22 protein-coding genes are annotated in these 22,170 nt (G+C 28.9%); 12 read left to right on the top strand and 10 right to left on the bottom strand.

Features of this window, described 5'->3' with window-relative positions; genetic code table 11:
• Nucleotides 1-23 precede the first annotated feature (23 nt).
• On the bottom strand, nucleotides 24-2,462 hold the full coding sequence (locus MBORA_RS02515; RefSeq protein WP_063720189.1) for a heavy metal translocating P-type ATPase: 2,439 nt from the start codon (nucleotides 2,460-2,462) through the stop codon (nucleotides 24-26).
• 9 nt (nucleotides 2,463-2,471) lie between these two features.
• Nucleotides 2,472-2,858, bottom strand: a complete 387-nt coding sequence (locus MBORA_RS02520; protein ID WP_042691344.1) for an ArsR/SmtB family transcription factor — start codon at nucleotides 2,856-2,858, stop codon at nucleotides 2,472-2,474.
• Between the two features lie 204 nt (nucleotides 2,859-3,062).
• On the opposite strand from MBORA_RS02520, the gene hisA reads away from it, so the two are divergent.
• From hisA to pyrI, 5 genes are read left to right on the top strand one after another with little or no spacing between them, the layout of a single operon-like run.
• A complete protein-coding gene (hisA, locus tag MBORA_RS02525) occupies nucleotides 3,063-3,809 on the top strand; it encodes a 1-(5-phosphoribosyl)-5-[(5-phosphoribosylamino)methylideneamino]imidazole-4-carboxamide isomerase (RefSeq protein ID WP_042691346.1) in 747 nt (248 codons plus the stop codon).
• Nucleotides 3,806-4,264 (top strand): FAD synthase, encoded by a 459-nt coding sequence (locus tag MBORA_RS02530; RefSeq protein WP_231475705.1) that lies wholly within the window; start codon nucleotides 3,806-3,808, stop codon nucleotides 4,262-4,264. The genes hisA and MBORA_RS02530 overlap by 4 nt, the downstream gene beginning before the upstream one ends.
• A 1-nt stretch (nucleotide 4,265) precedes the next feature.
• A complete protein-coding gene (gene argC, locus MBORA_RS02535) occupies nucleotides 4,266-5,285 on the top strand; it encodes an N-acetyl-gamma-glutamyl-phosphate reductase (protein ID WP_042691348.1) in 1,020 nt (339 codons plus the stop codon).
• Nucleotides 5,286-5,297: 12 nt separating this feature from the next.
• Nucleotides 5,298-5,792 carry a flavodoxin family protein gene (locus MBORA_RS02540; RefSeq protein ID WP_042691352.1) on the top strand — a complete coding sequence of 165 codons (495 nt, stop codon included), beginning with the start codon at nucleotides 5,298-5,300 and terminating at the stop codon, nucleotides 5,790-5,792.
• Nucleotides 5,793-5,798: 6 nt separating this feature from the next.
• A complete protein-coding gene (pyrI, locus tag MBORA_RS02545; RefSeq protein ID WP_063720190.1) occupies nucleotides 5,799-6,278 on the top strand; it encodes an aspartate carbamoyltransferase regulatory subunit in 480 nt (159 codons plus the stop codon).
• 5 nt (nucleotides 6,279-6,283) lie between these two features.
• Here the strand turns inward: pyrI and MBORA_RS02550 are convergent, their stop codons facing one another.
• Nucleotides 6,284-7,486 carry a GMC family oxidoreductase N-terminal domain-containing protein gene (locus MBORA_RS02550; protein ID WP_042691354.1) on the bottom strand — a complete coding sequence of 401 codons (1,203 nt, stop codon included), beginning with the start codon at nucleotides 7,484-7,486 and terminating at the stop codon, nucleotides 6,284-6,286.
• A 121-nt stretch (nucleotides 7,487-7,607) separates the two neighbouring features.
• On the opposite strand from MBORA_RS02550, the gene MBORA_RS02555 reads away from it, so the two are divergent.
• The 4 genes from MBORA_RS02555 (at nucleotide 7,608) to MBORA_RS02570 (ending at nucleotide 11,194) form a co-directional block, all read left to right on the top strand.
• Nucleotides 7,608-8,978: a TldD/PmbA family protein gene (locus tag MBORA_RS02555; protein ID WP_042691357.1), complete on the top strand. Its 1,371-nt coding sequence runs from the start codon at nucleotides 7,608-7,610 to the stop codon at nucleotides 8,976-8,978.
• Complete coding sequence (locus tag MBORA_RS02560; protein WP_042691360.1) at nucleotides 8,978-9,535, top strand: TIGR00296 family protein; 558 nt, start codon at nucleotides 8,978-8,980, stop codon at nucleotides 9,533-9,535. Before MBORA_RS02555 ends, MBORA_RS02560 begins: the two co-directional genes overlap by 1 nt.
• An 8-nt stretch (nucleotides 9,536-9,543) precedes the next feature.
• A complete protein-coding gene (locus tag MBORA_RS02565) occupies nucleotides 9,544-10,563 on the top strand; it encodes an NOG1 family protein (RefSeq protein WP_063720191.1) in 1,020 nt (339 codons plus the stop codon).
• A gap of 70 nt (nucleotides 10,564-10,633) precedes the next feature.
• The gene (locus tag MBORA_RS02570) at nucleotides 10,634-11,194 is read left to right on the top strand and encodes an Hsp20/alpha crystallin family protein (RefSeq protein ID WP_042691362.1); all 561 of its coding nucleotides are present in this window, start codon (nucleotides 10,634-10,636) and stop codon (nucleotides 11,192-11,194) included.
• A gap of 123 nt (nucleotides 11,195-11,317) precedes the next feature.
• Here the strand turns inward: MBORA_RS02570 and MBORA_RS02575 are convergent, their stop codons facing one another.
• The 7 genes from MBORA_RS02575 to MBORA_RS02605 all read right to left on the bottom strand — a co-directional run bounded on the left by MBORA_RS02575 (nucleotide 11,318) and on the right by MBORA_RS02605 (nucleotide 18,301).
• Nucleotides 11,318-12,328 carry an SIS domain-containing protein gene (locus MBORA_RS02575; RefSeq protein WP_042691364.1) on the bottom strand — a complete coding sequence of 337 codons (1,011 nt, stop codon included), beginning with the start codon at nucleotides 12,326-12,328 and terminating at the stop codon, nucleotides 11,318-11,320.
• Between the two features lie 260 nt (nucleotides 12,329-12,588).
• Nucleotides 12,589-14,304, bottom strand: coding sequence for an adenine deaminase (ade, locus tag MBORA_RS02580; RefSeq protein ID WP_042691368.1), 1,716 nt, complete (start codon nucleotides 14,302-14,304; stop codon nucleotides 12,589-12,591).
• Between the two features lies 1 nt (nucleotide 14,305).
• A complete protein-coding gene (locus MBORA_RS02585; protein WP_042691371.1) occupies nucleotides 14,306-15,526 on the bottom strand; it encodes an ornithine cyclodeaminase, nickel-pincer nucleotide-dependent in 1,221 nt (406 codons plus the stop codon).
• A 181-nt stretch (nucleotides 15,527-15,707) separates the two neighbouring features.
• Complete coding sequence (locus MBORA_RS02590; protein ID WP_063720192.1) at nucleotides 15,708-16,514, bottom strand: class I SAM-dependent methyltransferase; 807 nt, start codon at nucleotides 16,512-16,514, stop codon at nucleotides 15,708-15,710.
• A 115-nt stretch (nucleotides 16,515-16,629) separates the two neighbouring features.
• Nucleotides 16,630-17,502, bottom strand: coding sequence for an agmatinase (speB, locus tag MBORA_RS02595; protein WP_042691374.1), 873 nt, complete (start codon nucleotides 17,500-17,502; stop codon nucleotides 16,630-16,632).
• A 33-nt stretch (nucleotides 17,503-17,535) separates the two neighbouring features.
• Nucleotides 17,536-17,925, bottom strand: coding sequence for a translation initiation factor IF-5A (locus MBORA_RS02600; RefSeq protein ID WP_042691377.1), 390 nt, complete (start codon nucleotides 17,923-17,925; stop codon nucleotides 17,536-17,538).
• A 103-nt stretch (nucleotides 17,926-18,028) separates the two neighbouring features.
• Nucleotides 18,029-18,301: a hypothetical protein gene (locus MBORA_RS02605; protein ID WP_169805456.1), complete on the bottom strand. Its 273-nt coding sequence runs from the start codon at nucleotides 18,299-18,301 to the stop codon at nucleotides 18,029-18,031.
• A gap of 196 nt (nucleotides 18,302-18,497) precedes the next feature.
• On the opposite strand from MBORA_RS02605, the gene MBORA_RS02610 reads away from it, so the two are divergent.
• From MBORA_RS02610 to cfbE, 3 genes are read left to right on the top strand one after another with little or no spacing between them, the layout of a single operon-like run.
• Nucleotides 18,498-18,959 carry a pyruvoyl-dependent arginine decarboxylase gene (locus tag MBORA_RS02610; protein ID WP_042691382.1) on the top strand — a complete coding sequence of 154 codons (462 nt, stop codon included), beginning with the start codon at nucleotides 18,498-18,500 and terminating at the stop codon, nucleotides 18,957-18,959.
• Nucleotides 18,960-18,961: 2 nt separating this feature from the next.
• Entirely contained in the window at nucleotides 18,962-20,812 is a 1,851-nt protein-coding gene (locus tag MBORA_RS02615; protein ID WP_063720193.1) for a bifunctional NADP phosphatase/NAD kinase, read from the top strand.
• Complete coding sequence (gene cfbE, locus MBORA_RS02620) at nucleotides 20,793-22,169, top strand: coenzyme F430 synthase (protein WP_063720194.1); 1,377 nt, start codon at nucleotides 20,793-20,795, stop codon at nucleotides 22,167-22,169. The genes MBORA_RS02615 and cfbE overlap by 20 nt, the downstream gene beginning before the upstream one ends.
• Nucleotide 22,170 lies beyond the last annotated feature (1 nt).

Genomic DNA, 22,170 nt, shown 5'->3' on the forward strand with positions numbered 1-22,170 from the left:
AAAAATAAAAAAAAAGTTAATGGTTAAAATAACGGATCTTTAACCATTCCAATTCTAAATGAGTTTAAGATAACAAGTAATGTTAAACCTAAATCTCCAATACCCACAGACATCATTAAAGTAATTAAACCAAGAATAGCTAATACTACAAATAATGCTTTTATAGCAATGGATACTGTAATGTTTTGTTTAATAATTCCCATGGTTTTTCTACTTAAGCTAAATAAGTAAGGAAGTTTTGAAATATCGTCTTGCATTAAAGCAATGTCTGCTGTTTCAATAGCTACATCAGAACCTGCTGCTCCCATTGCAATACCAATGTTTGACCTTGCAAGAGCTGGGGCATCATTTATTCCATCTCCAACCATAGCTACGTTACCAAACTTATTACGGATAACATCTAGAATATTTAATTTATCTTCAGGAAGTAAATTTGAATAAACATAGTCCATTCCAATTTCATTAGCTACTTTAGAAGCTGCCAATTTATTGTCTCCTGTTAACATGATAGTTTTAACACCTTGATTTTTAAGATCTTCAATAACTGTAGGTGCATCGTCTCGTATTTTATCACTTACACTAATCATACCAATAACTTCAAGTGAATTACCTACAAATATTAATGTTTTACCTTCTTCGGAATATTTATTAATCTCATCATGCGAAATTTCAAACTTGGAATCTTCAATTATTGATTCATTAGCTGCATAGAACTCTTCACCATCCAAATTACCGATGATTCCTTTTCCTGGAACATTTTTAAAGTCGGAAATTTCATCAAATACTATGTCATTTAAATTAGCATGATCAACAATGGCTTGTGCAATTGGATGACTTGATTGGTTTTCAAGAGATGCTGCAATTTTAACAATGTCTTCTTTTGAATAGTCATCATCAAGTACCTCAACATCAATTAACTCAAGTTTACCCTCAGTTAAAGTACCTGTTTTATCAAAGATAACTGCATCAATATTACGCATTTCTTCAACATATGAACTTCCTTTAATAATAACTCCTTTTCTTGTAGCAGCAGTAATAGCTGAAACCATACCAATTGGAGTTGATATTAAAAATGCACATGGACAAGAAATTACCATGATTGAAAGTGCACTATAAATCCAATGATACCAATCTTGATTAAATAAAAGTGGAGGCAAAATCGCAACACACGCAGATATTACAATCATCATAGGGGTATAGTATTTTGCAATTCTATCAACTAATGTTTCTGTTTCAGACCTATTAAGTTGAGATCTTTTAACTAAAGTTACAATTTTTGAAATTACAGAATCTTTAGCTACTTTATTAACAACAATTTCTAAATAACCATCTTCATTAACAGTACCTGAAAATACTTCATCATCAACTTCTTTTAATACAGGTAAACTTTCACCAGTAATTGAAGCTTGATTAACTGAAGAAGTACCTACACTAACAAGTCCATCTAATGGGATTTTATCTCCTGGCTTTACAATTACAATATCTCCAATATTGACCTCATCAACTGGAAGAACTTTTTGAGAATCCCCCACTTTAACAACAGCAGTATCAGGAGCAATTTCAACCAATGATTTAATTGAACGTTTAGCTCTGTGTTCTGAATAATCTTCTAAAAATTCAGCAATATAATATAATAATGTGACAGCAGCTCCTTCTTCAGGATGTCCAATTAAAAATGAAGCTACACATGCAATACACATAAGTAAAGCTGGTCCGACTGTGTGTCTTTTAACTAATGAATTATATGCCATAATAGCTATTTCATAACCTGCAATAACTGCTCCAATCATATAAATACCATTTACAACAGTTGAGCCGAATGATAAAAACTCAAAAATATGACCTACAACAAACAAAATTGCACTGCTTACAATAATTTGAATAGGCCTATTATAAATTAAAGGTTTATCTTCAGCTAATAATTCTTTTTCCTCATGTTCATCATCTTCATCTGCACAATCAGGACAACCACAAATACTTATATCAACATCATCATGATCATCATCACAACCACAATCAGAATCATGACCCTCATGCTCACGTCCATGACTATGACTATGCTCATGACTATGCCCATCACCAAAATCAGAATCATGACCCTCATGCTCACGTCCATGACTATGACTATGCTCATGACTATGCCCATCACCAAAATCAGAATCATGACCCTCATGCTCACGTCCATGACTATGACTATGCTCATGATCATGGTCATCTGCACAATCAGGACAACCACAAATACTTATATCAACATCTTCATCATAATCTATTTCTTCGCTGTGATCATAAACACTTAAATCAGTATTTTCTTGAAAATCACGTAATAATTGTTTATCATAATGTTCTTGATTTATACAATGAACTTCATCACAGTCTGGATCATAACAGATATAATTGTAATGTTCTGGATCGAAACAACTTTCATCATCACAATCAGGAGAATAACATTTATTTTTTTTCATTTTTAACACCTATTTGGTCTTTTCTAAGATATGTTCCAAACCAATTTTGTATATCATTTCAATATGAAGGTCGGTTAGTGAATATCTAGCCATTTTACCTTCTTTTTCATATTTTACAATATTGTTTGCACGTAAAATTCTTAATTGATTAGATACTGTAGTTTGGTTTAAATCTAATGTTTCACAGATATCACAAACACATAAATCTTCAAAACAAAGCAAAGAAATAATTTTTAATCTAGTAGGATTACCAAATATTTTAAAAAACTCAGATAAATCAGAATAGGTTTCTTCACCAATCATATGAGTTTTTGCGCGTTTAATAGCGTCTGCATGTGGAATTAATGCTTCACAAACATCATCACCAATATTTTCAAGATTTTTTTTATCTGTCATTTTCATCACATTAAATTTTTTCTAATTAATAATATAAAACATTATCATATATAAATATTTTTATATCACAATATTATGATATGTTTTTTCTATTGAATTAATAATCACAAAAAATAATAAAAATACTGCTATTCACATGAAAAACAAAAATAATTTATAAAAATAAATCATAGATTATATTATAATAATTATTACGGGGTAGAAATGTCATTTAAAAAAAATGAGATGTTAATCATGCCAGCTGTTGATATAAAAAATGGGAAATGTGTTCAGCTTGTTCAAGGTAAACCTGGAAGCGAAATGATTGAAATAGATAATCCTGAAAATGTAGCTAGACATTGGGAAGAACTAGGAGCTGAAACTATCCATATTATTGATTTAGATGGGACAATTGAAGGTAAAACTAATTTAAGAGTGATTAAAAAAATACTGAATGAGATTACCATCCCTGTCCAATTAGGTGGTGGAATCAGAAGTATTGAATATGCTAAAAAGCTTTTAAATTTAAATATCAACCGAATAATCATAGGAACAATGGGAATTCAAAATCATAAAATCATCGAAGAACTATCAGATGAATACGGCTCAGAAAGAATAATGATTTCACTTGATAGTAAAGATAATAAAGTAGTTATAAAAGGTTGGCAAGAAAAAATTGATAAAACACCAATAGAACTTTCAAAAGAATTTAAACAACATGGTGCAGGCAGTATTCTTTTTACAAATGTTGATGTTGAGGGTCTCCTTGGCGGTTTTTATACTGATCCTGTAATTAAACTTAAAAATTCTGTAGATTTACCAATTGTTTATTCAGGTGGAATAACAACTATTAATGATGTTAAAGAATTAAATAAAACTGGTGTTGAAGGTGTTGTAATTGGTTCTGCACTTTATAAAAACAAAATTGATTTTGCTGAAGCAATAAAATATCAAAAAAGAGTGAAAAAATGAAAGTAATGGCCACTGGAACCTTTGACATTTTACATCCAGGACATGGAGTATACCTTGAAGAATCAAAAAAGCTAGGAGGAAAAAATGCTAAACTTTATGTTGTTGTAGCACGTGATTTAACCGTTGAAAAGCGAAAAAGAGTTCCTATTATTGGAGAAAAACAACGTTTAGAGGTAATTAAAATGTTAAAACCTGTTGATGAAGCTTATTTAGGTAATGAAAATGGAAATTTTTTAGAGATTGTAGAAAAAATCAAACCAGACATTATTACTGTTGGAGCCGATCAAAATCATGATATTAATAAACTACAAAATATGCTCAATAACAAAAATTTAAATGCTAAAGTTGTTCGTATTGAGAAATATAGGAATTGTGAGTTAGATAGTAGTTGTAAGATTATTAAAAAAATTCAAAAAACTGATTTTACTGATAAAATAATGGATAATTGTGATTAAAATGTTTAAAGTAGCTATTGTTGGAGCAAGTGGATATACAGGAGGAGAACTTTTAAGGATCTTATTAAATCATGAAAAGGTTGAAATAACAGATATTACTTCAAGACAATATGATGGTATTGCAGTTCATAAAATCCATCCTCACATAAGAGATTCAAATTTAATTTTTAAAAATAAATCTGTTAGTGACTTGGATGCTGATGTTGTATTTACAGCAACACCTCATGGAACATCAATGAAAATAGTTCCAGATATATTAGAGACTGGAGCAAAAGTTGTTGATTTGAGTGGAGATTACAGATATCATGATAGAGCAGTTTATGAAAAATGGTATGGAATTAAACACAGCGATAATTTAGAATCTGTATTTGGTCTTCCTGAAATTTATAGAAAAGAAATTGAAAAAGCTAATTTAGTTGCTAATCCAGGATGTTTCCCAACTGGAGCAATTTTATCTTCATATCCCCTAGTAAAAAATGATTTAGTAGATAGAATTGTGATTGACTCAAAAACTGGAGTTAGTGGAGCTGGAGTTAACCCATCGTCAACTACACATTATCCTAATATTGCTGATAATGTTAATCCATATAAAATTTCAGCTCATAGGCACACATCTGAAATTCAACAAGAATTACACGGTTTTGATGATGTTAAAGTATCATTTACACCTCACTTAGTACCAGTTAATAGAGGAATACAAACTACAAGCCATAGCTTTTTAAATGATGAAAATATAGACATTACTCCAGAAGAGTTGAAAAAATTATATGAAAAGGAATATAGTAGGGAATACTTTATTAAGTTAATGGATGATGGAGAAATTCCTCATTTAAGCTCTGTTAGAGGATCAAACTTTGTTCATATTGGTGGATTTGAAATTGATGAAACCGGAAGAGTTATAATATTATCTGCAATCGATAACTTAGTCAAAGGAGCATCAGGTCAAGCAGTCCAAAATATGAATATTATACTTGGTATAAAAGAAAATATTGGATTAACAAACTTTGGTCTTCACCCTTAACAAGGCGATAATATGAAAACATTAATAATATATTATTCAAACAGTGGAAAGACACATCTTGTAGCAAAAACCCTTGCAGTTAATTTAAATGTAGACATGGTTAGAATCAATGATTTAAAAAACCGTGACGGATTTAAAAATAGATTATTATCCTCAATTAATGCACTTAGAGAAACAAAAACAGATATTGTTCCTGCAAAACTAAATTTAAATGAATATGATATAATTTACTTTGGAACACCAATCTGGGCAGGTAATCCTACACCAGCTATTCTTACAATAATTGATAGATGCGATTTAAGAGGAAAAGATGTGATACTATTTGCAACAATGAATTCTAATCATGGTGAAGCTAACATTAAAAGACTTGAAGAAAAAGTTAAAACACGAGGAGCAAGAGTTATTGAAAGTTTTACTCTTAAAACTCAAAATAAGAGTTCTGAAAAAATAATAATGGATACCGAAACCATGATCGAAATATTAGATTTAAAGATGTATAAAGGATAGGTTAAATTGACAAGCAACAAAAAATCTGAATTAAAAATCGAAGCAATTGAAAATGGAACAGTAATCGACCACATTACTGCGAACAAATCCTTACACATTCTTAAAATCCTAGGATTACCAAATTCTGAAGTTATCAATGTTACAATAGCAATGAATGTATCATCTAAAGAAATTGGTAGAAAAGATATTTTAAAAATTGAAAACAGAGAATTGGATTATAATGAACTTAATCAAATTGCGTTAATTGCTCCTAAAGCTACAATTAATATTATTAGAGACTTTAAACCAATTAAAAAAGATAAAATTGATTTACCTAAAAAAATTACATCGATTCTTAAATGTACAAATCCCAAATGTATTACTAATTATGAAAATGAACCTATTACTACAATATTTAATGTTATTAAAAAACAGCCCCCAATTGTAAGATGCCATTATTGTGAAAAATTAATTGGATTAAAAGATATTGAAAAACAATTCGAATAATCCTTTTATTTTTTTAAATAATCACTTAACCTCTTTGATAAAGCAAGTATTGTGAGAATTGGTGGTTTTCCAGGAGATATTGGAAGAACACTTGCATCACAAACATACAAACCATCAATTTTTGTTTTTAAATTATTATCAACAACTTTTCCAATCGGTGCTGTTCCTCCAGGATGCGCACCTCTATAAACTGTTGATGCAATGGTTGTTGCATCTACACCAGCTTTTTCTAGAATAAAGCCAGCAGTAGCGACTCCTTCTGACAAGTATCTAATATCATTAATTGTATTATATTTAACAACATTTCCTTCCCTATCCACATAACCTCTACATTCATCTGAGGTTTTAACCATAATACTTAAAATATCTTTATCACTTACACCATTAACATCAATATTGCCCTTAATAGATGATGAAAAATGAGGAGATAATACAAAATTTCTACCAATAACCAAAGCACCCATTTGAACTTCAGAATTAAATTTAATATCTTTAAGATAACCTCCCACACTAACAAAAGGATCAAAAAATATTTCATTACCTGCTTCAATATCTACTTTTCGCAAAATTAAAGTAGAACCAATAGCTCCTGCAGATAACACAATCGTGTCAGATAAGATTGATTCTTCTTTACCATTTTTAATGTAAATTAATCCTTTAACCGAATTATTTTTAACAATTACATCAACAATATCAGCTTCAGTAATTAAATTTGCACCATATTCAATAGCTTTATCAACAAAATCCTTTCCAGACCATTTGGCATCAACAGGACAACCAAATGCACACTTTCCACATTGAATACATTTTTCCTCACGAATAGCTTTAGGCATTTTTAAAGTATTTAGTCCTAATTTGTTACCTGCATCTAAAAATAGCTGTGTTCCCATGCCTATATGAGAATCACTAAGTGGTTTAACATTAATTAATTTTTCCACATATTCATAAGCGTCTGATAAATCAATCCCAAATTCCAATAACTCTTCATCTAATGCACGAACCATATTAGCCATTGAAACAATAGTTGAACCACCGACACAAGTTGTTGTTAATAAATCAATCCCCTCATTATACTTATCATAATAATTAAAAGCATATTTTGATTTTATATACGATCCTTTTTCAATAATAGTAACAGGAACATTGTCCTTAGCCAGTTCATAAGCAAGAATTCCACCACCTGCACCAGTACCTACTATCACGACCATTAAATCACCTACTATAAAAAATATATCATATGTTATGAATATTTAATCAACCAATATAAAAAACTTTTATTAAACATGTGAATTAAAATAAACAATATAATACTCTTTTAGGAGAGATAAAATGGAAGAATATATTGACTTATTTAACAAAGTTATTGACAAAACAATCCCTCAAGTAGATTACATCGATATTAGAGCAGGAAATGGTGATATAACTTCTATATTAATGAAAGATGGAATCATTCAAGAAATTAATACTGGAATGAGTTTATCAGTGCGAATAAGAGTTTTAAATAATGGTGCATGGGGATTTGCACATACAACAGACTTATCTAAACTTAATGAAATAACAAAAACAGCAATTAAAATTTCTAATTCACTTAAAGGAGATGAAAAGTTAAGTGAAGAAGAAATAATAAAAGATAAAATTGCTGTTGATGTTAAAATACCATTTAATGAAATATCAATAGATGAAAAAAAAGAAATAATGAAATATGCGAGTGATTCGGCCAATATTGATAAAATTAATAGTACTACAGTTAGCTATGGAAATTCTGAAGTTGAAGAAATATTTTTAAATAGTGAAGGAAGTAACATCCAAGTTAAAACCTCAAGAGTTAGAATGGCATTAAATGCCTCTGCAACAAATGGAGAAATCATTCAATTTGGACATGGGAGTCTTGGAGGAGTTAAAGGATTTGAAATAATAGCTGATGCAGATATTGAAGAATTTGGAAGAAAAATTGGTCAAAAAGCTGTCAGATTGTTAGATGCTAAAGCTGCACCATCTGGAAGATTCCAAGTTATTACCGATCCTGAACTAACAGGTGTTTTAATACATGAAGCTTTAGGTCATGCAACAGAAGGAGACTTAATCTTACAAAATGATTCCATACTTAAAGATAAACTCGGAAGCAAAATTGCCTCAGATATTGTGAATATATATGATAATGCAACACTTAAAAATGGCTTTGGATATTATCCATATGATGCTGAAGGAATTAAAACAACACCTAATCAATTAGTTAAAGATGGAGAATTAGTATCTCTTTTAAATTCCAGAGAAACAGCAGCAAAATTAGGTATGAAATCCTCTGGAAATGCAAGATCATCCATATCTGACCAGCCAATTGTAAGAATGAGCAATACTTATTTAGAACCTGGAGATATGAATTTTGATGAACTTATAGAAGATGTTTCAGATGGAATTTACCTTAAAGGATCAAGAGGTGGACAAGTAGATACTGGTAAAGGAATTTTCCAATTCAATGCAGTTGAAGGATTTAAAATTGAAAATGGAGAACTAACAACACCACTAAGGGATGTTTCATTATCAGGAAATATTTTGGAAACTTTAAAAAATGTAGATGCATTAGGAAATGATTTTAAACTTAGTGTGGGTTACTGTGGAAAAGATGGGCAAACAGCACCAGTAGGAGATGGTGGACCACATACAAGAATTTTAAATACAATGGTAGGAGGAATGGGTTAATGATAAGTGAGAGTAGTGGAAAATACTTATTAGAAATAGCTAAAAAAGCAGTTTATGAGTATATAACAAATGGAAAAACTTTAGAAATCCCAGATGATTGTCCTTCAGAACTCCATGAAAAATTAGGAGTTTTTGTGACAATTAATAAAAATAATCGGTTGAGAGGATGTATTGGTTATCCAGAACCTATCAAAACAGCAATTCAAGCAACAATTGATGTAGCTATTGCTGCAGCAGTAAATGATCCAAGATTTAATCAAGTAGGTGAAAATGAATATGATGATTTGGAATTTGAAGTAACAGTTCTTACAAAGCCAGAATTAATTATAATTGCTCATCCAAATCAATATTTTGAAGAAATAGAAATTGGCAAAGATGGATTGATAATTCAAAAAGGAAGATCAAGAGGTTTATTACTTCCACAAGTAGCAGTTGAAAATGCTTTTGAAATTGAAGACTTTTTAGAACATACCTGTATGAAAGCTGGAATCAGTGCTGACAGTTGGTTGGATGAAAGCTGTGATGTCTACAAATTTCAAGGACAAATATTTAAATAGTGATTGCAATGATGATACCAACAATCCCTACACCTGATGAACTGTTAAACAAAGGGTTTAGCAGAGGAAAAAAAGCAGCGGATTTACTTAGAGATCAAAAAATACCTAAGCATCTAAAAGGTAAAAGAATTGAAGAAAGACGTGTGATAACTTCATGTCAAGTGATTAAAGATAAATTAAAATCAATATTAGATGCAGTTCCAGAAATTGAAGAACTACATCCATTTTATCAAGATTATATTGATATTACTGTTGGTGTAGATGATATGAAGCAATCACTTGGAGCTTTAAACTGGGCATATGGAATTTTAACACAACTTGAAAAAGAATATGGTGGAAAAATTAGGAAAAATCCGTCAGAAAAAGCTACAATGCTTCAAAAACAAGCTTATGGAAGAATTGCTTCAGTTGTAAATAAAATTAAAAAAGATCTCGATTTTCTCGATTTTGCAAAAGCCAATTTAAGAAATATGCCAACAATTGACTTTGATGCAACTACCATAGTTATTGCAGGATTTCCCAATGTAGGAAAATCAACACTTCTCCGCCAAATTACAGGAGCAGATCCGCAAGTAGCTAATTACCCATTTACAACAAAAGGAATACAAATAGGTCACACCGAAAGACATTGGAAAAGCATTCAAATTATTGATACACCAGGATTACTTGACAGACCAGTTTTAGAAATGAACGATATTGAAATGAATGCAATAGTAGCTTTAGAACATTTAGCAGATGCAATTTTATTTATTTTTGATGGATCTGAAACTTGTGGATTTCGTTTAGATAATCAATATAATCTTTTAAAACAAATTGAAAAAATTTTTAGCGAAATACCAATTGTATACCTTTTCAATAAAATGGATTTAGTTGAAGATAAAGAATATCTTAACCAATACATAGACAATGTAGATAACACAATATTTATATCAGCCATTGAAGGAGAAGGTATTGAAAAAATTAATAAAAAAATAGACAGTATTAGTAAAATTGAAAGAAATATTGATGATGAAGATGAATATTATTAATGGTTAATTTTATATACAACATATAATAATTATATTAGTAACCAAAATTAACTAAAAGGAGGCAATTAATATGGTTGATAATAAAACAATAAAAAGCAAAGTAGAAGATGCAAAAGAAAAATACGAAGAAACAAAAGAAACAAGAAAAGAAAAATACGAAGAAACAAAAGAAAAAAGCAAAAATTTTGCAGATAATGTAATGAATGATTTATACAAAAGTATTGATGAAATTAAAGAAAATATTAAAACCGTTCAAAAAGCAGCTGATGAAAAATATACTTCCTATAAACAAGCAACTGTCCAAAACTTAGATGTTGATTTAATTGAAAGTGATGATGTATACTACTTAAAAGTAGCTGTACCAGGAATTCCAAAAGAAGATATTAACATAGAAGCTGGGGACAATGATATTACCATTGAAGCAACTTTTGATGCATACATTAATGAATTTGCAGAAGATGATAGTGCTAAAGAAATCGTGTCTAACTTGAAAAAAGGAAAATGTGTAAAAACTGTAAGATTTGAAAGTAGTATTAATATTGAAGAAATTTCTGCTAAATTTAATAATGGAACTGTAATTATTAATATACCAAAATTAATCATACCAAAACATAAAGTGAATGTAGAATAGAGTTATTTATCCTAAACTTTTTTTTACTCTATTTTTACCTTTTTTATTTTTATAAAAAGTTTCGAAAAAACTATTGTTTAAGTCTTTATTGGCATATATAAAAAAAATGCAAAATATTTTTTTTTAATATCTGACTTTGCCAATATGTCTTGTAGCTCCAGGATCTTCACCATTAAAATGAGCTAAATAATATACAAACCATTCAAGTGGAACCACAAATATTAATGGAGATAATAAATTATCTACATCAGCATAATCTTTCAAATTATAAACTATTGCTTTTAATTCAAAATTGTTAGAAAAATCAATAGTTTTATCAGTAATTTCATCAGATTCAAAATTGGAATGGAATATAATTACTGGAACTCCTTTTTCTGCACGTTCAATTAAACCATGCCTGAATTCTGCAGAATAAAGAGGGCATGCATGTTTAATAGCTCCTTCCATAAGCATAGTCATAGCTAATTTAAATGATAAACCAAAGTTAGGACCACTTCCCATACAATAAAAAATATCTTCGTCTTTAAATTCTTTAGCTAATTTTTTATTATCATTTTCAGTAGTTTTTAATAGATTTTCAATAATATTTGGAATTTCTTGTAATTGATTTAATAGTTTATCTGCATTTTCATAATTAGCTACCTTAAAGAAGATTTGATAAAGACATGCTAGTTGAGTTACATAAGTTTTAGTACCCAAAATAGCTGTTTCTCTCCCACATTGAGTTACAATAGGAATTTTAACTTCTTTAATCATTGAACTATCTTTTTCATTTGAAATAGAAACCGTGTTAATTTCATAATCATTTGCTTTTCTAAGTGATGCAAGAGTATCAGCAGTTTCACCTGATTGTGATGCAAAAATAGCTATTGAGTTTTCACCCTTAGTTAATTTTTTATTATAAAAAAACTCATAGCCAGTAAATACTTCAATATTGATATTGGTTGAAGACATTCTTATTGCATCTCTAATTGTATAACATGTTGAAATTGAACTTCCACAACCAATTAAATAAACTTTATCAACCTTTGAAACAAATTTTGAAACATCATTTAATTTAGACATCTCACTTTCAAATGTTTTTCTTAATGAATCGGGTTGTTCCATCATTTCATCATACATATTATAGTTCATTATTAAACCCCTTAAAAATTGATAAGAATTATGATTATTTTATTTTTTTATCTATATATATTTTGAGGACATGCTAAAAAATATTTTATTAAAAAATCAGCTTAACATTACATATAGCATAACTTTAGATATAATTATATATCAAAAAAACTTTTGTTAATATATGTAAAAATTCGGAATTATCCACTCTATCAACTATTGAAAATATCCTTTAATAATAGATGAAGTAAAAAGAGCATTAATTGAGAAGGTTTTAAGATTTAATTAATAATTAAATCAATAAATTCAAAATTATCTCCATCAAATAATCCTTTATCTGAAAGTTTTAAAGAAGGAATTACCAAAAGAGCCATGAATGATAATGTCATGAATGGAGAATCAAGACGACATCCAAATCTATCAACAATTTCTTCAAGTTCATCTAATTTAGAAGCTACACTATATGCATCCTCATTACTCATTAAACCCGCAACAGAAAGAGTTAAATAATCATTCATATCCTCATAAGCAACAGAAAATCCTCCCTTATTTTCAATTAATATGTTAATAGCATTAGCCATATCATTAGCATTTGTCCCTACAACAATCAGATTATGAGAATCATGGGAAACAGAAGATGCAATAGCACCTTTTTTAAGGTGAAAACCCTTAATAAATGCATTTGAAATATTATCCCCAGTATACCTATCAACAACAGCTATTTTTAAAATATCTTCTTTTAAGTCTGGTTGAATAATATTATTTTCACACTTTAAAGTTGATTTAATGTTTTGAGTTATTAATTCACCATTAAAACATTGAATAACATTAACTTCGCATTCTTCACCATCAAAACATACTTCAAAATCACGAACCTCTTTTTTAGAAACATTGATAGTGTTTTTATAATCTATCTCTTCAACATCAAATAAGACATTTTCTCCATCAAAAACACATTGTCCACCAATATATGTTTTTAAAACATTTAAATCGACTAAATTATCTACTACTATAAAATCTGCTTTAGCACCCTTTACAATAGTTCCAGCATCTATATTATAATGAGAAGCAGGATTAATTGTAACCATTTCAATAGCTTTTATAATATCCACTTCTAATTCACAAGCTTTTTGAATTGATTTGTTTAGATGTCCTTTAGTTAAATCATTAGGATGTTTGTCATCACTTACAATAAAATCAAAAATTGGTGAGTGAATTCTTCTCTCTAAAATTTCAGTTGGTATTATTCCAAAACTGTCTTGGTTTCTCCAATAGTTTACTCTTTCAGTGAAATCAAAAAGAGCCTCCATATTTTTAGCAGAAGAACCATCACGAACCATTATTTTCATGCCTTTATGTTTTTTTTCAATAGCTTCACCAAAACTACTGCATTCATGATCTGTGATAATATATTGTTCTATATATTTATCTAAATCTTTACCAGAAAGCATAGGTGCATGACCATCAACTGGTTTATTATATTCATTAGCTAGTTCTAATTTTCTTAAAACTTCAACATCACCATTAATTACCCCTGGAAAATTCATCATTTCCCCTAAAGCAACAATTTCATCTTTTTCAAGCAAAAATTCCATATCACTACTATCTAAAACAGCTCCAGAAGTTTCAAAATTAGTAGCAGGAACACAAGATGGTGCTGTAAAATAAAAATTAAAAGGAACTGTTTGGGCATTTTTAATCATGAATTCAATGCCTTCAATTCCACAAACATTAGCTATTTCATGAGGGTCACAAACAACAGAAGTAGTACCATGCCTAACAGCAATTTTTGCAAATTGGGCTGGTGTAAGCATTGTACTTTCAATGTGAATATGAGAATCAATGAAGCCTGGAAGAATTAAACCTTCAATATCTGCTTTAAATTCACTTTCAACAGCTATTGGAATAATTTCTTTAAAAATCCCATTTTCAATAGTTATTTTAGCTGGATAAACAGAATCTGTTAAAACATCAAGAATATAAGCAGTGAAAGTCATTTTAATCCTCATGTAATGAATTATAAAGAAGAGGTAAAAATGTACCAATATCTGTTACAATACCAACTACCTGAGCACTACCTCTATCAGATAATTTAGTAACCGTAGATGGATTAATATCTACACAAATACTTTTTACTTTTGAAGGTAGTAAATTACCAGTTGCAATCGAATGCAACATTGTAGCTATCATAATAACCATGTCAACTTCTTGAGCGTATTTTCTCATTATTCTTTGAGATTTAGCTGTGTCAGTTATTACATCAGGAAGAGGACCATCATCACGAATAGAACCGGCTAAGACAAATGGAACATCATTCTTAATACATTCATACATGATTCCACCATTTAAAGTTCCATCCTCAACAGCATTCTTAATAGAACCTGAATTATTAATTCTATTAATTGCCCTCATATGATGAGTATGACCATGAGCTATAATTTTACCAGTTTCTACCTCAATACCTAACGATGTTCCAAACAAATTACTTTCAATATCATGAGTAGCTAATGCATTACCTGCCATTATAACATCAATATAACCTTCACGAATTAATGATGCTAAAAACTTACCAGAACCTGTGTGAACAATAGCAGGCCCTCCAACAATGGCTATTTTCCCGCCTTTTTTCTTAATTTCTTTTATTTCATCAGCAATTCCATTAATTAAACTCATCAATGGTTTTTCAGAAGAAACTTCACTATTCATAAACTCAAATACTTCTTGCTCACCTCTTGATCTCTGAGGAGGTGTAACTTTTACTCCTTCAAGACCAACGACAATTTTATCTCCAGCTTTAATATCATCTATTGGTTTAACAAAAGCTCGTTTTTCTTCTTCATCAACAACAATCAAACAATCCATTTCAATTTGTTCTACATAAATCCAATCCCCAGCATAAAGAATGTGAGTTGTATGGTTGGATGTGGAATAAAAACCTTCAGGAGCAACTTTATCTTTAGTTGATGCAACTAATTGAACTTCTTTTAACTCTGCAATTGATGCACCAAGAACAGATAATTCATCTAATATTGAATCCAACAATTCAGGAGATTCAGCAGAAACAGAAATTTTAGCTCTGCTTGTATCTGATTTTTTTCTACCAACTTCGAATTCTAATATATCAAAATCCCCACCTTTGTCCATAATTAAACCCATTGTCTTAGTAAGAGCCAATGAATCTATAATATGGCCAGAAAGTTCAATAGTTCTTTTATTCATAATACTTTGCCCCATTATAATTAATATTATAAGTATACTTTAAAGTGATATTTAATTGTATTGATGAAATCCTATCCTTTCAATCAAGTAATATATCAGCAGTTAAAAAGATAAATCTAAAGCATCATAATATGAATAATAAAAAAAAGAAAATAAATCAATTGAAAAGTTATGATTCAAATTAATTTATTTTTTTGAATTTGCCGATTCTATTGTTTCTAGATTTTAGAAATGGAGAAATTAAAGTAATAAAAATTGGAGAATATCTTTTCATAACATTAGTTAAATTATAATCTCCAGTCATTTTAAACATTGGACAGAGATCTTCAAAATCTCGACTTTCTTTTATACCCCATTTAAATACTGCACCAGTTTGCCTCACAGTATCATGATTCTTTTGATTTTTTACCATCCAAGGAGTCATTAATTCTATAAGTAATTCAACTTTTCCAAAGCTTTCAGAAATTTTAAAAAATAATTTTTTTACCTTTTCTTCAGATAAATACATTAAAAAACCTTCAGCTATGATTAAAACATTATCTTTATTCTCAATTTTATCAATCCAATTAAAATCAAGAGCTGAAGATGAAATATTTAAAACTCTATCATGATTATCTATTAATTTATTTCTCAAAGAGATAACATTTTCAAAATCAATATTATACCATTTTATTTTTCCATTATCTACTCTACTAAATCTATCATCCAAACCACAAGCTAAATTAATAACAGAACATTCAGGGTTGTTTTTAATATATTTAGAAACCTCATCATCTAGTATAATAGTTCTTGCAGCACATCCCCAAAAGTTCATTTTATTTTTAGACTCTTTAAAACGTTCTGCAAAATCGTAATCAAGATTATTAATAATCTCAATTGCAGTTTTATCATAAAATGCTGGATTTTCCCTATTATTTTCTAATGCTCTTGAATATAATGGAACAAGCATTGTTTCACTAACACCAGATAAATCTACTCTTTCTTTCATAAAACACCTCCTTTTCTGATTTGATGTATTAATTCTAAAACATCAATAATTAGGTATACCTAAATTTTTAATTCATCATATATAATCTTTTCACCGAATAAGACATATAGTTAAATTAATCAATTAATGTTAAAAAATCATGAATAATTTTAGCCGCAACAACTGCAGTAACATCACCTAATTTGTCACTAGCTGTTTCTACAACATCAAAACCAACAATATTTTTATGAGATGCAGCCTGAAGTAAATCTTCTATCTCAGAAATAAACAATCCTGCAGGAACTGGATTACCCACATTAGGAGCAATAGATGGATCAACTACATCCATATCAATAGATAAATAAATAGGACCATCAATATTAGATACATAATACTCAATAGCATCCATATGTTTATGAACATCTTTATTTTTAAATGTTTGAATATTATACGTTGATTTTACAAATTCCTCTTCATCAATAGACGATGACCTAATTCCAATTTGAACCAAATCGCAACCAATTTCATGAGCTCTCCTCATAACAGTTGCATGAGAATACTTCTCACCAATAAAATCAAAAGCTAAATCTCTATGAGCATCTAAATGTATAACTGTCAAACTACCATATTGATTAAAAAGTGCTTTAATAGCTCCGATAGATACAGAATGTTCTCCACCAATTATAATTGGTTTAATTTTTAAATCAGCTAATTCACAAACAGTTTCTTCTACAATGTCACATGTTGCTTTACAATTACCATAAACTACATTAACATCTCCAAAATCATAAAAATTAGCTGTTAATTCTTTATTAAAAATAGTATTAAATTTTTCAAGGCCAAATGATGCTTCACGAACAACAATTGGACCCAAACGAGTTCCAGAATGATAAGAAGTAGTGCTGTCAAATGGAACTCCAATTATACCATATGAATTCTCACGAATATTTTCAAAATCATTTTCACTAGAAAATGCAAATTTCCAAGGTTCGTAAGTGTTTAATAGCATAATTAATCTTGAAAGGAAAAATAATAGAAGAACTTATTTAGTTCTCATTATTTTCATGTTACCTAAAGCAACAATGTATTCTACTTCAATACCTTCAGTTATTGTATCTTTTAACTCTTCAGGCATTGGTAAATCTAATGTATCATAACTTTCCATATCCATTAATTGAACATTGTCACCTTGAATGGATAAAACTTGACCTACTCTTTTATCAATAATAGGAATATCTACTTTAGTATCTACTGGTTTTACAATGCTTCTTTTTTGATTATCAAAGATACCTACAGCTTCTAATCTTGCTTTTGCAGCCCCATGTTTACCAGGGGATGAAGTAGTTAAACTAGTAATTTTAGATGCTTCTCCACCTAAAACTATATATTTTCCAACTTTTAATGTTTTAATCTCTACAACTTTTGTTGACATTAATTTTCCTCCATAAATAAAAACCGGTTTTTATAATCTTATAATAAGGAATATTATTAGACTAATATTAATTTATATGTTCTATTTTATATAAAAGTACCTATTATATTAAAGCTTTATTTTTCAAAAATAAAATCATTGCAATAGACAAACAAAACAATATAAAAATAACCCAAATTATAATAAACAATTTTTTACTGTCTTTTTCTCCCTTAATTATATAATGTTCTCCTTTAACATCACTAGATTTCTTCTTAGTATTTTTAAACTCATCATCATTTCTCAAAAAATTATAAAATGAACGAGAAAGAATAAAGAATACAATCAGCAGTATTACACCTAAATAAGAAGCTAAACTACTTTTAACAAATATCATGATCATAGATGAAGATAATAAGACTAACAAAATATAAAATGCTACACTCAACAATAAAGACAAATATTTGTTTAAAATCATAAAGTTACACCTATTTAATTATAATTTAAAATACTATTTAATTTTAAGGCATATATAAAAATTCATTATATAATATTATTAAATAGAAATAACATATTAAAATTTAGTGATTTAAATGAAAATAGCTATAGTTTGTGGAAAAGATGAAGGTCCAACAAAATTAAATGCTTTCGACAATGCTCTAAGTGATGCAGGAATTGGAGATGTTAATTTAATCAAAGTATCCAGTATGCTTTCAGGAAACACAGAAATAAAAAAACTACCTAAACTTAAAGCTGGAGCTATGGTCAACTGTGTATTATCTGAAGTTACATCCAACACACCAGGAGATCAAATAACAGCAGTTGTAGCAGTAGCTATTGGAAATAAATTAGGTTGTGTAGTTGAAACAAGTGGAATAAACAAAAATCGAAAAGAACTATTAAATAAAGCAGAATTGATGGTAAAATATATGATGGAAAAACGAGATGTTGAAATAAAAGATTTAATTGTAAAAGAATCAACAACAACAGTTAAAAATATTGCATCAGTAGTTTCATCAGTTATTTATTTAAATGAAGATATAATAGAGGAATAAAAATGGATGCTCGAGATAAAAAAATAGCAACTGATCTTTCTTATGAAATTATAAAAGAAGTTGGAAGAGCTATACGACCCTATGTTGGAAAAGTAGAATCCGGGGAAAAAGTAAAAATGGGAGCTGATGGAACACCAACATCCCTTATTGATATTATTGCTGAAGAAAAAGTCATTAATATATTAAAAAATGCTCCTGTTTACTCTTACATTATTAGTGAAGAAATTGGAGAGTTAAAATTAGGAAAAGGAACAGAAAAAAGTGTTGTTTTAACTCAAGAATTAAGACGTGAATTAGAAGATAATGAGGAGCGACCGAAATTCATATTCTTAGTTGACCCTCTTGATGGAACAAGCAATGCAATTAAAGAAATTCCTGCTTACGGTATTTCAATAGCTATTGCAAATGTTCCTAAAGGAAGAATAGCTAATTTAAACGATGTAGAATTAGGCTTTATTAATAATTTCGGGAATGGTAACTTTTTTGAAGCGGAGAAAGGAAAAGGATGTTGGTTAAATAATGAATCAGTACATCCAAGCGATGAAACTAACATAGCTAACATGTCTCTTGGAGGATTTACCAAAAGTGGAACCATAGAAGCATCAAAATTAGTTGATAATGCAAGAAGAATGAGAGTGCTTGGAAGTGTAGTTTTAGAACTTTCATATATAGCTAGTGGAAGATATGATGCCTTCCTTGATTTGAGAGGCAGTCGAATTATAGATATAGCCGCATCTAAATTAATTGTAGAAGAAGCAGGAGGAATTATCACAAATAAATATGGTGAAAAATTAAACAACAAACTAAGCATCCATGAAAGAGCTATTGTAGTTGCAGCTAATACTGAAAAATTACACAAACAAATAATTGACATTTTAAATAATAATCAATCAGAACATTTCGAAAAAATAGGTATTATAAGCCGTATTGATAAATATAAAGCATTATTATTCTCAGCTAAGATCATAGATTACCTAGAAAAAAAAGGAAAACAAGTAGTTATTGAAAAAAGGTTAGCTAATAAAATCGAAGAACTAAAACAAGACCCTAAATTAGATAAAAGAATAAAAAAAGTAAAAAAGAATTCACCCAAATTATCCTCATTTTTCGATGATGTAAATCTTAATCGAAACTTTAAAACAATTTCTGAAAGTATTTTTGACTTTGATTGTGATATGGCTATTGTTCTTGGAGGAGATGGGACTCTCCTCAGAGCACAATCAAAATTAAAAGATGAAACACCATTATTTGGAGTTAATATGGGAACAGTGGGATTTTTAACAGAAATTGAAAGCGAAGACACATTTAAAGCATTGGATGAAGTTTTTAATGAAAATTACTACAAAGAAAAAAGAACAAAACTTGTTGTATCTCACGAAAATCACAGATACACAGCAATGAATGAAGTAGTAATCATGACAAATAAACCTGCTAAAATGTTGCATTTTGAAATACAAGTAGATGGTGAAATAATAGAAGAAGTTAGAGCTGATGGATTAATAATTTCAACACCAAGTGGATCTACTGCTTATGCAATGTCAGCAGGTGGACCTATTGTTGATCCTAAGGTAGAAGGATTTGTTATAATTCCAATATGCCCCTATAAATTAGGTGTAAGACCATTTATCGTGTCAGACAATAGTGAAATCATTGTTAAATTACTTAAAAAAGGTAAAAGTGCTGTATTTGTAATGGATGGGCAAAGAAACGAAGAAGCTGAATATCAGGAAGAAATTAAATTTAAAAAATCAGAAAAAGATGTGTATTTCATTAGAACCTCTACAAAATATTTCTATGAAAAAGTTAAAGACAAACTAAGTGAAGGCGGAATTAATGACGGAAACCACTACTAATCTAGTAATTGATTTAACACATGGTGGAGTCAAAATAGCTATTAATTTAGCTAAAAAAGGTGAAAAAGTATATGCTTATGACATATACAACACATTAAAAATTGATGAAAAAAAGCTTTTAAAGAATTATAAAGTAGAATTAATCCAATTAAAAGACATAAATAAGTTAAGAAATAATTTAAAAGTTATTTATCCAATTCATCTTCCTTTAACACATGAAGAAATTAAAAAACACAATCCCGATTTAAATTATACATTCATCACACACCACAAAGCAGTTAAAGAACTTTTAAAAGAATGGGGCAAAAATATTTTAAAAGTAGAAATAACAGGAGTTAAAGGGAAAACTAGCTCTGTTTTTATGCTTAAAGAAATATTAATAGATAAAAATCCTTTAATTTTATCTAGTTTAGGTGCAATTTTTTATAACAATGGTAAAAAGAGCCTGCTCAAAAAAAATATCTCAATAACTCCAGCTAATATTAAAGAAACAATAGATTTAGCAAATGGAAAGGATTATAATTTAGCTATTTTTGAAAACTCTCTTGGAGCTTGCGGTATTGGTGATGTTGGTCTTTTAACAAACATTGCTGAAAATTATTCAATAGCTAAAAACAAATGTAATGCAGCTGAAGCTAAAAAACAAATATTTGATTGTAACCTTGTAGTTTGTCAAAAAGAAAGTTTAGATAAGTATTATTCAGATATCCATCATGAAAAAATCAATAGCTTTTCTCTAGATGATAAAAATGCTAATCTTTACTTAAATGATGTGAATTTTTCATTAGATAAAACAATCATGGACTTAGAATATAAAGACATGATAACTCTAAAAGGAGAAAGAATAAGTGGTAATTTTAAAGTGGAAAGCTTTGCACCAGGACTTCATCATGTTTCAAATGTACTAGGAGTTGTTTTAACCTGTTTATCATTAAATATTGATAAAGAAAAAATAATATCTGGACTTAAAAAATATAAAGGAATTAAAGGAAGAACAAATAAAAAAACAATTAAAAATAGCATTATTATAGAAGAGATTAATCCTGGAATAAATACAAAAGCTATAAAAGAATCAATAAACATGATTAAAGATTTAAAAAATTATTACATTGCTATTGGTGGAGATTATGGTATTACTTGTGAAGAAATTGATGAAAAAAAAGTAAGTGAATTTTTAGATACTATTAGCAATGATATTATACTTACAGGACCTGTTGGTAATGGAATATTAGATAAAATGAAAAATAAGCCAAAATATATGGAAAATTATAATGAAGTTTATGATTTAGCTATTAAAAACAACAAAAACTTATTATTCATTTACAGATCCAATTACAGCAAATTATCTAAACGATAAA

The organism is Methanobrevibacter oralis, from assembly GCF_001639275.1.
In the GTDB taxonomy this organism is placed as follows: domain Archaea; phylum Methanobacteriota; class Methanobacteria; order Methanobacteriales; family Methanobacteriaceae; genus Methanocatella; species Methanocatella oralis.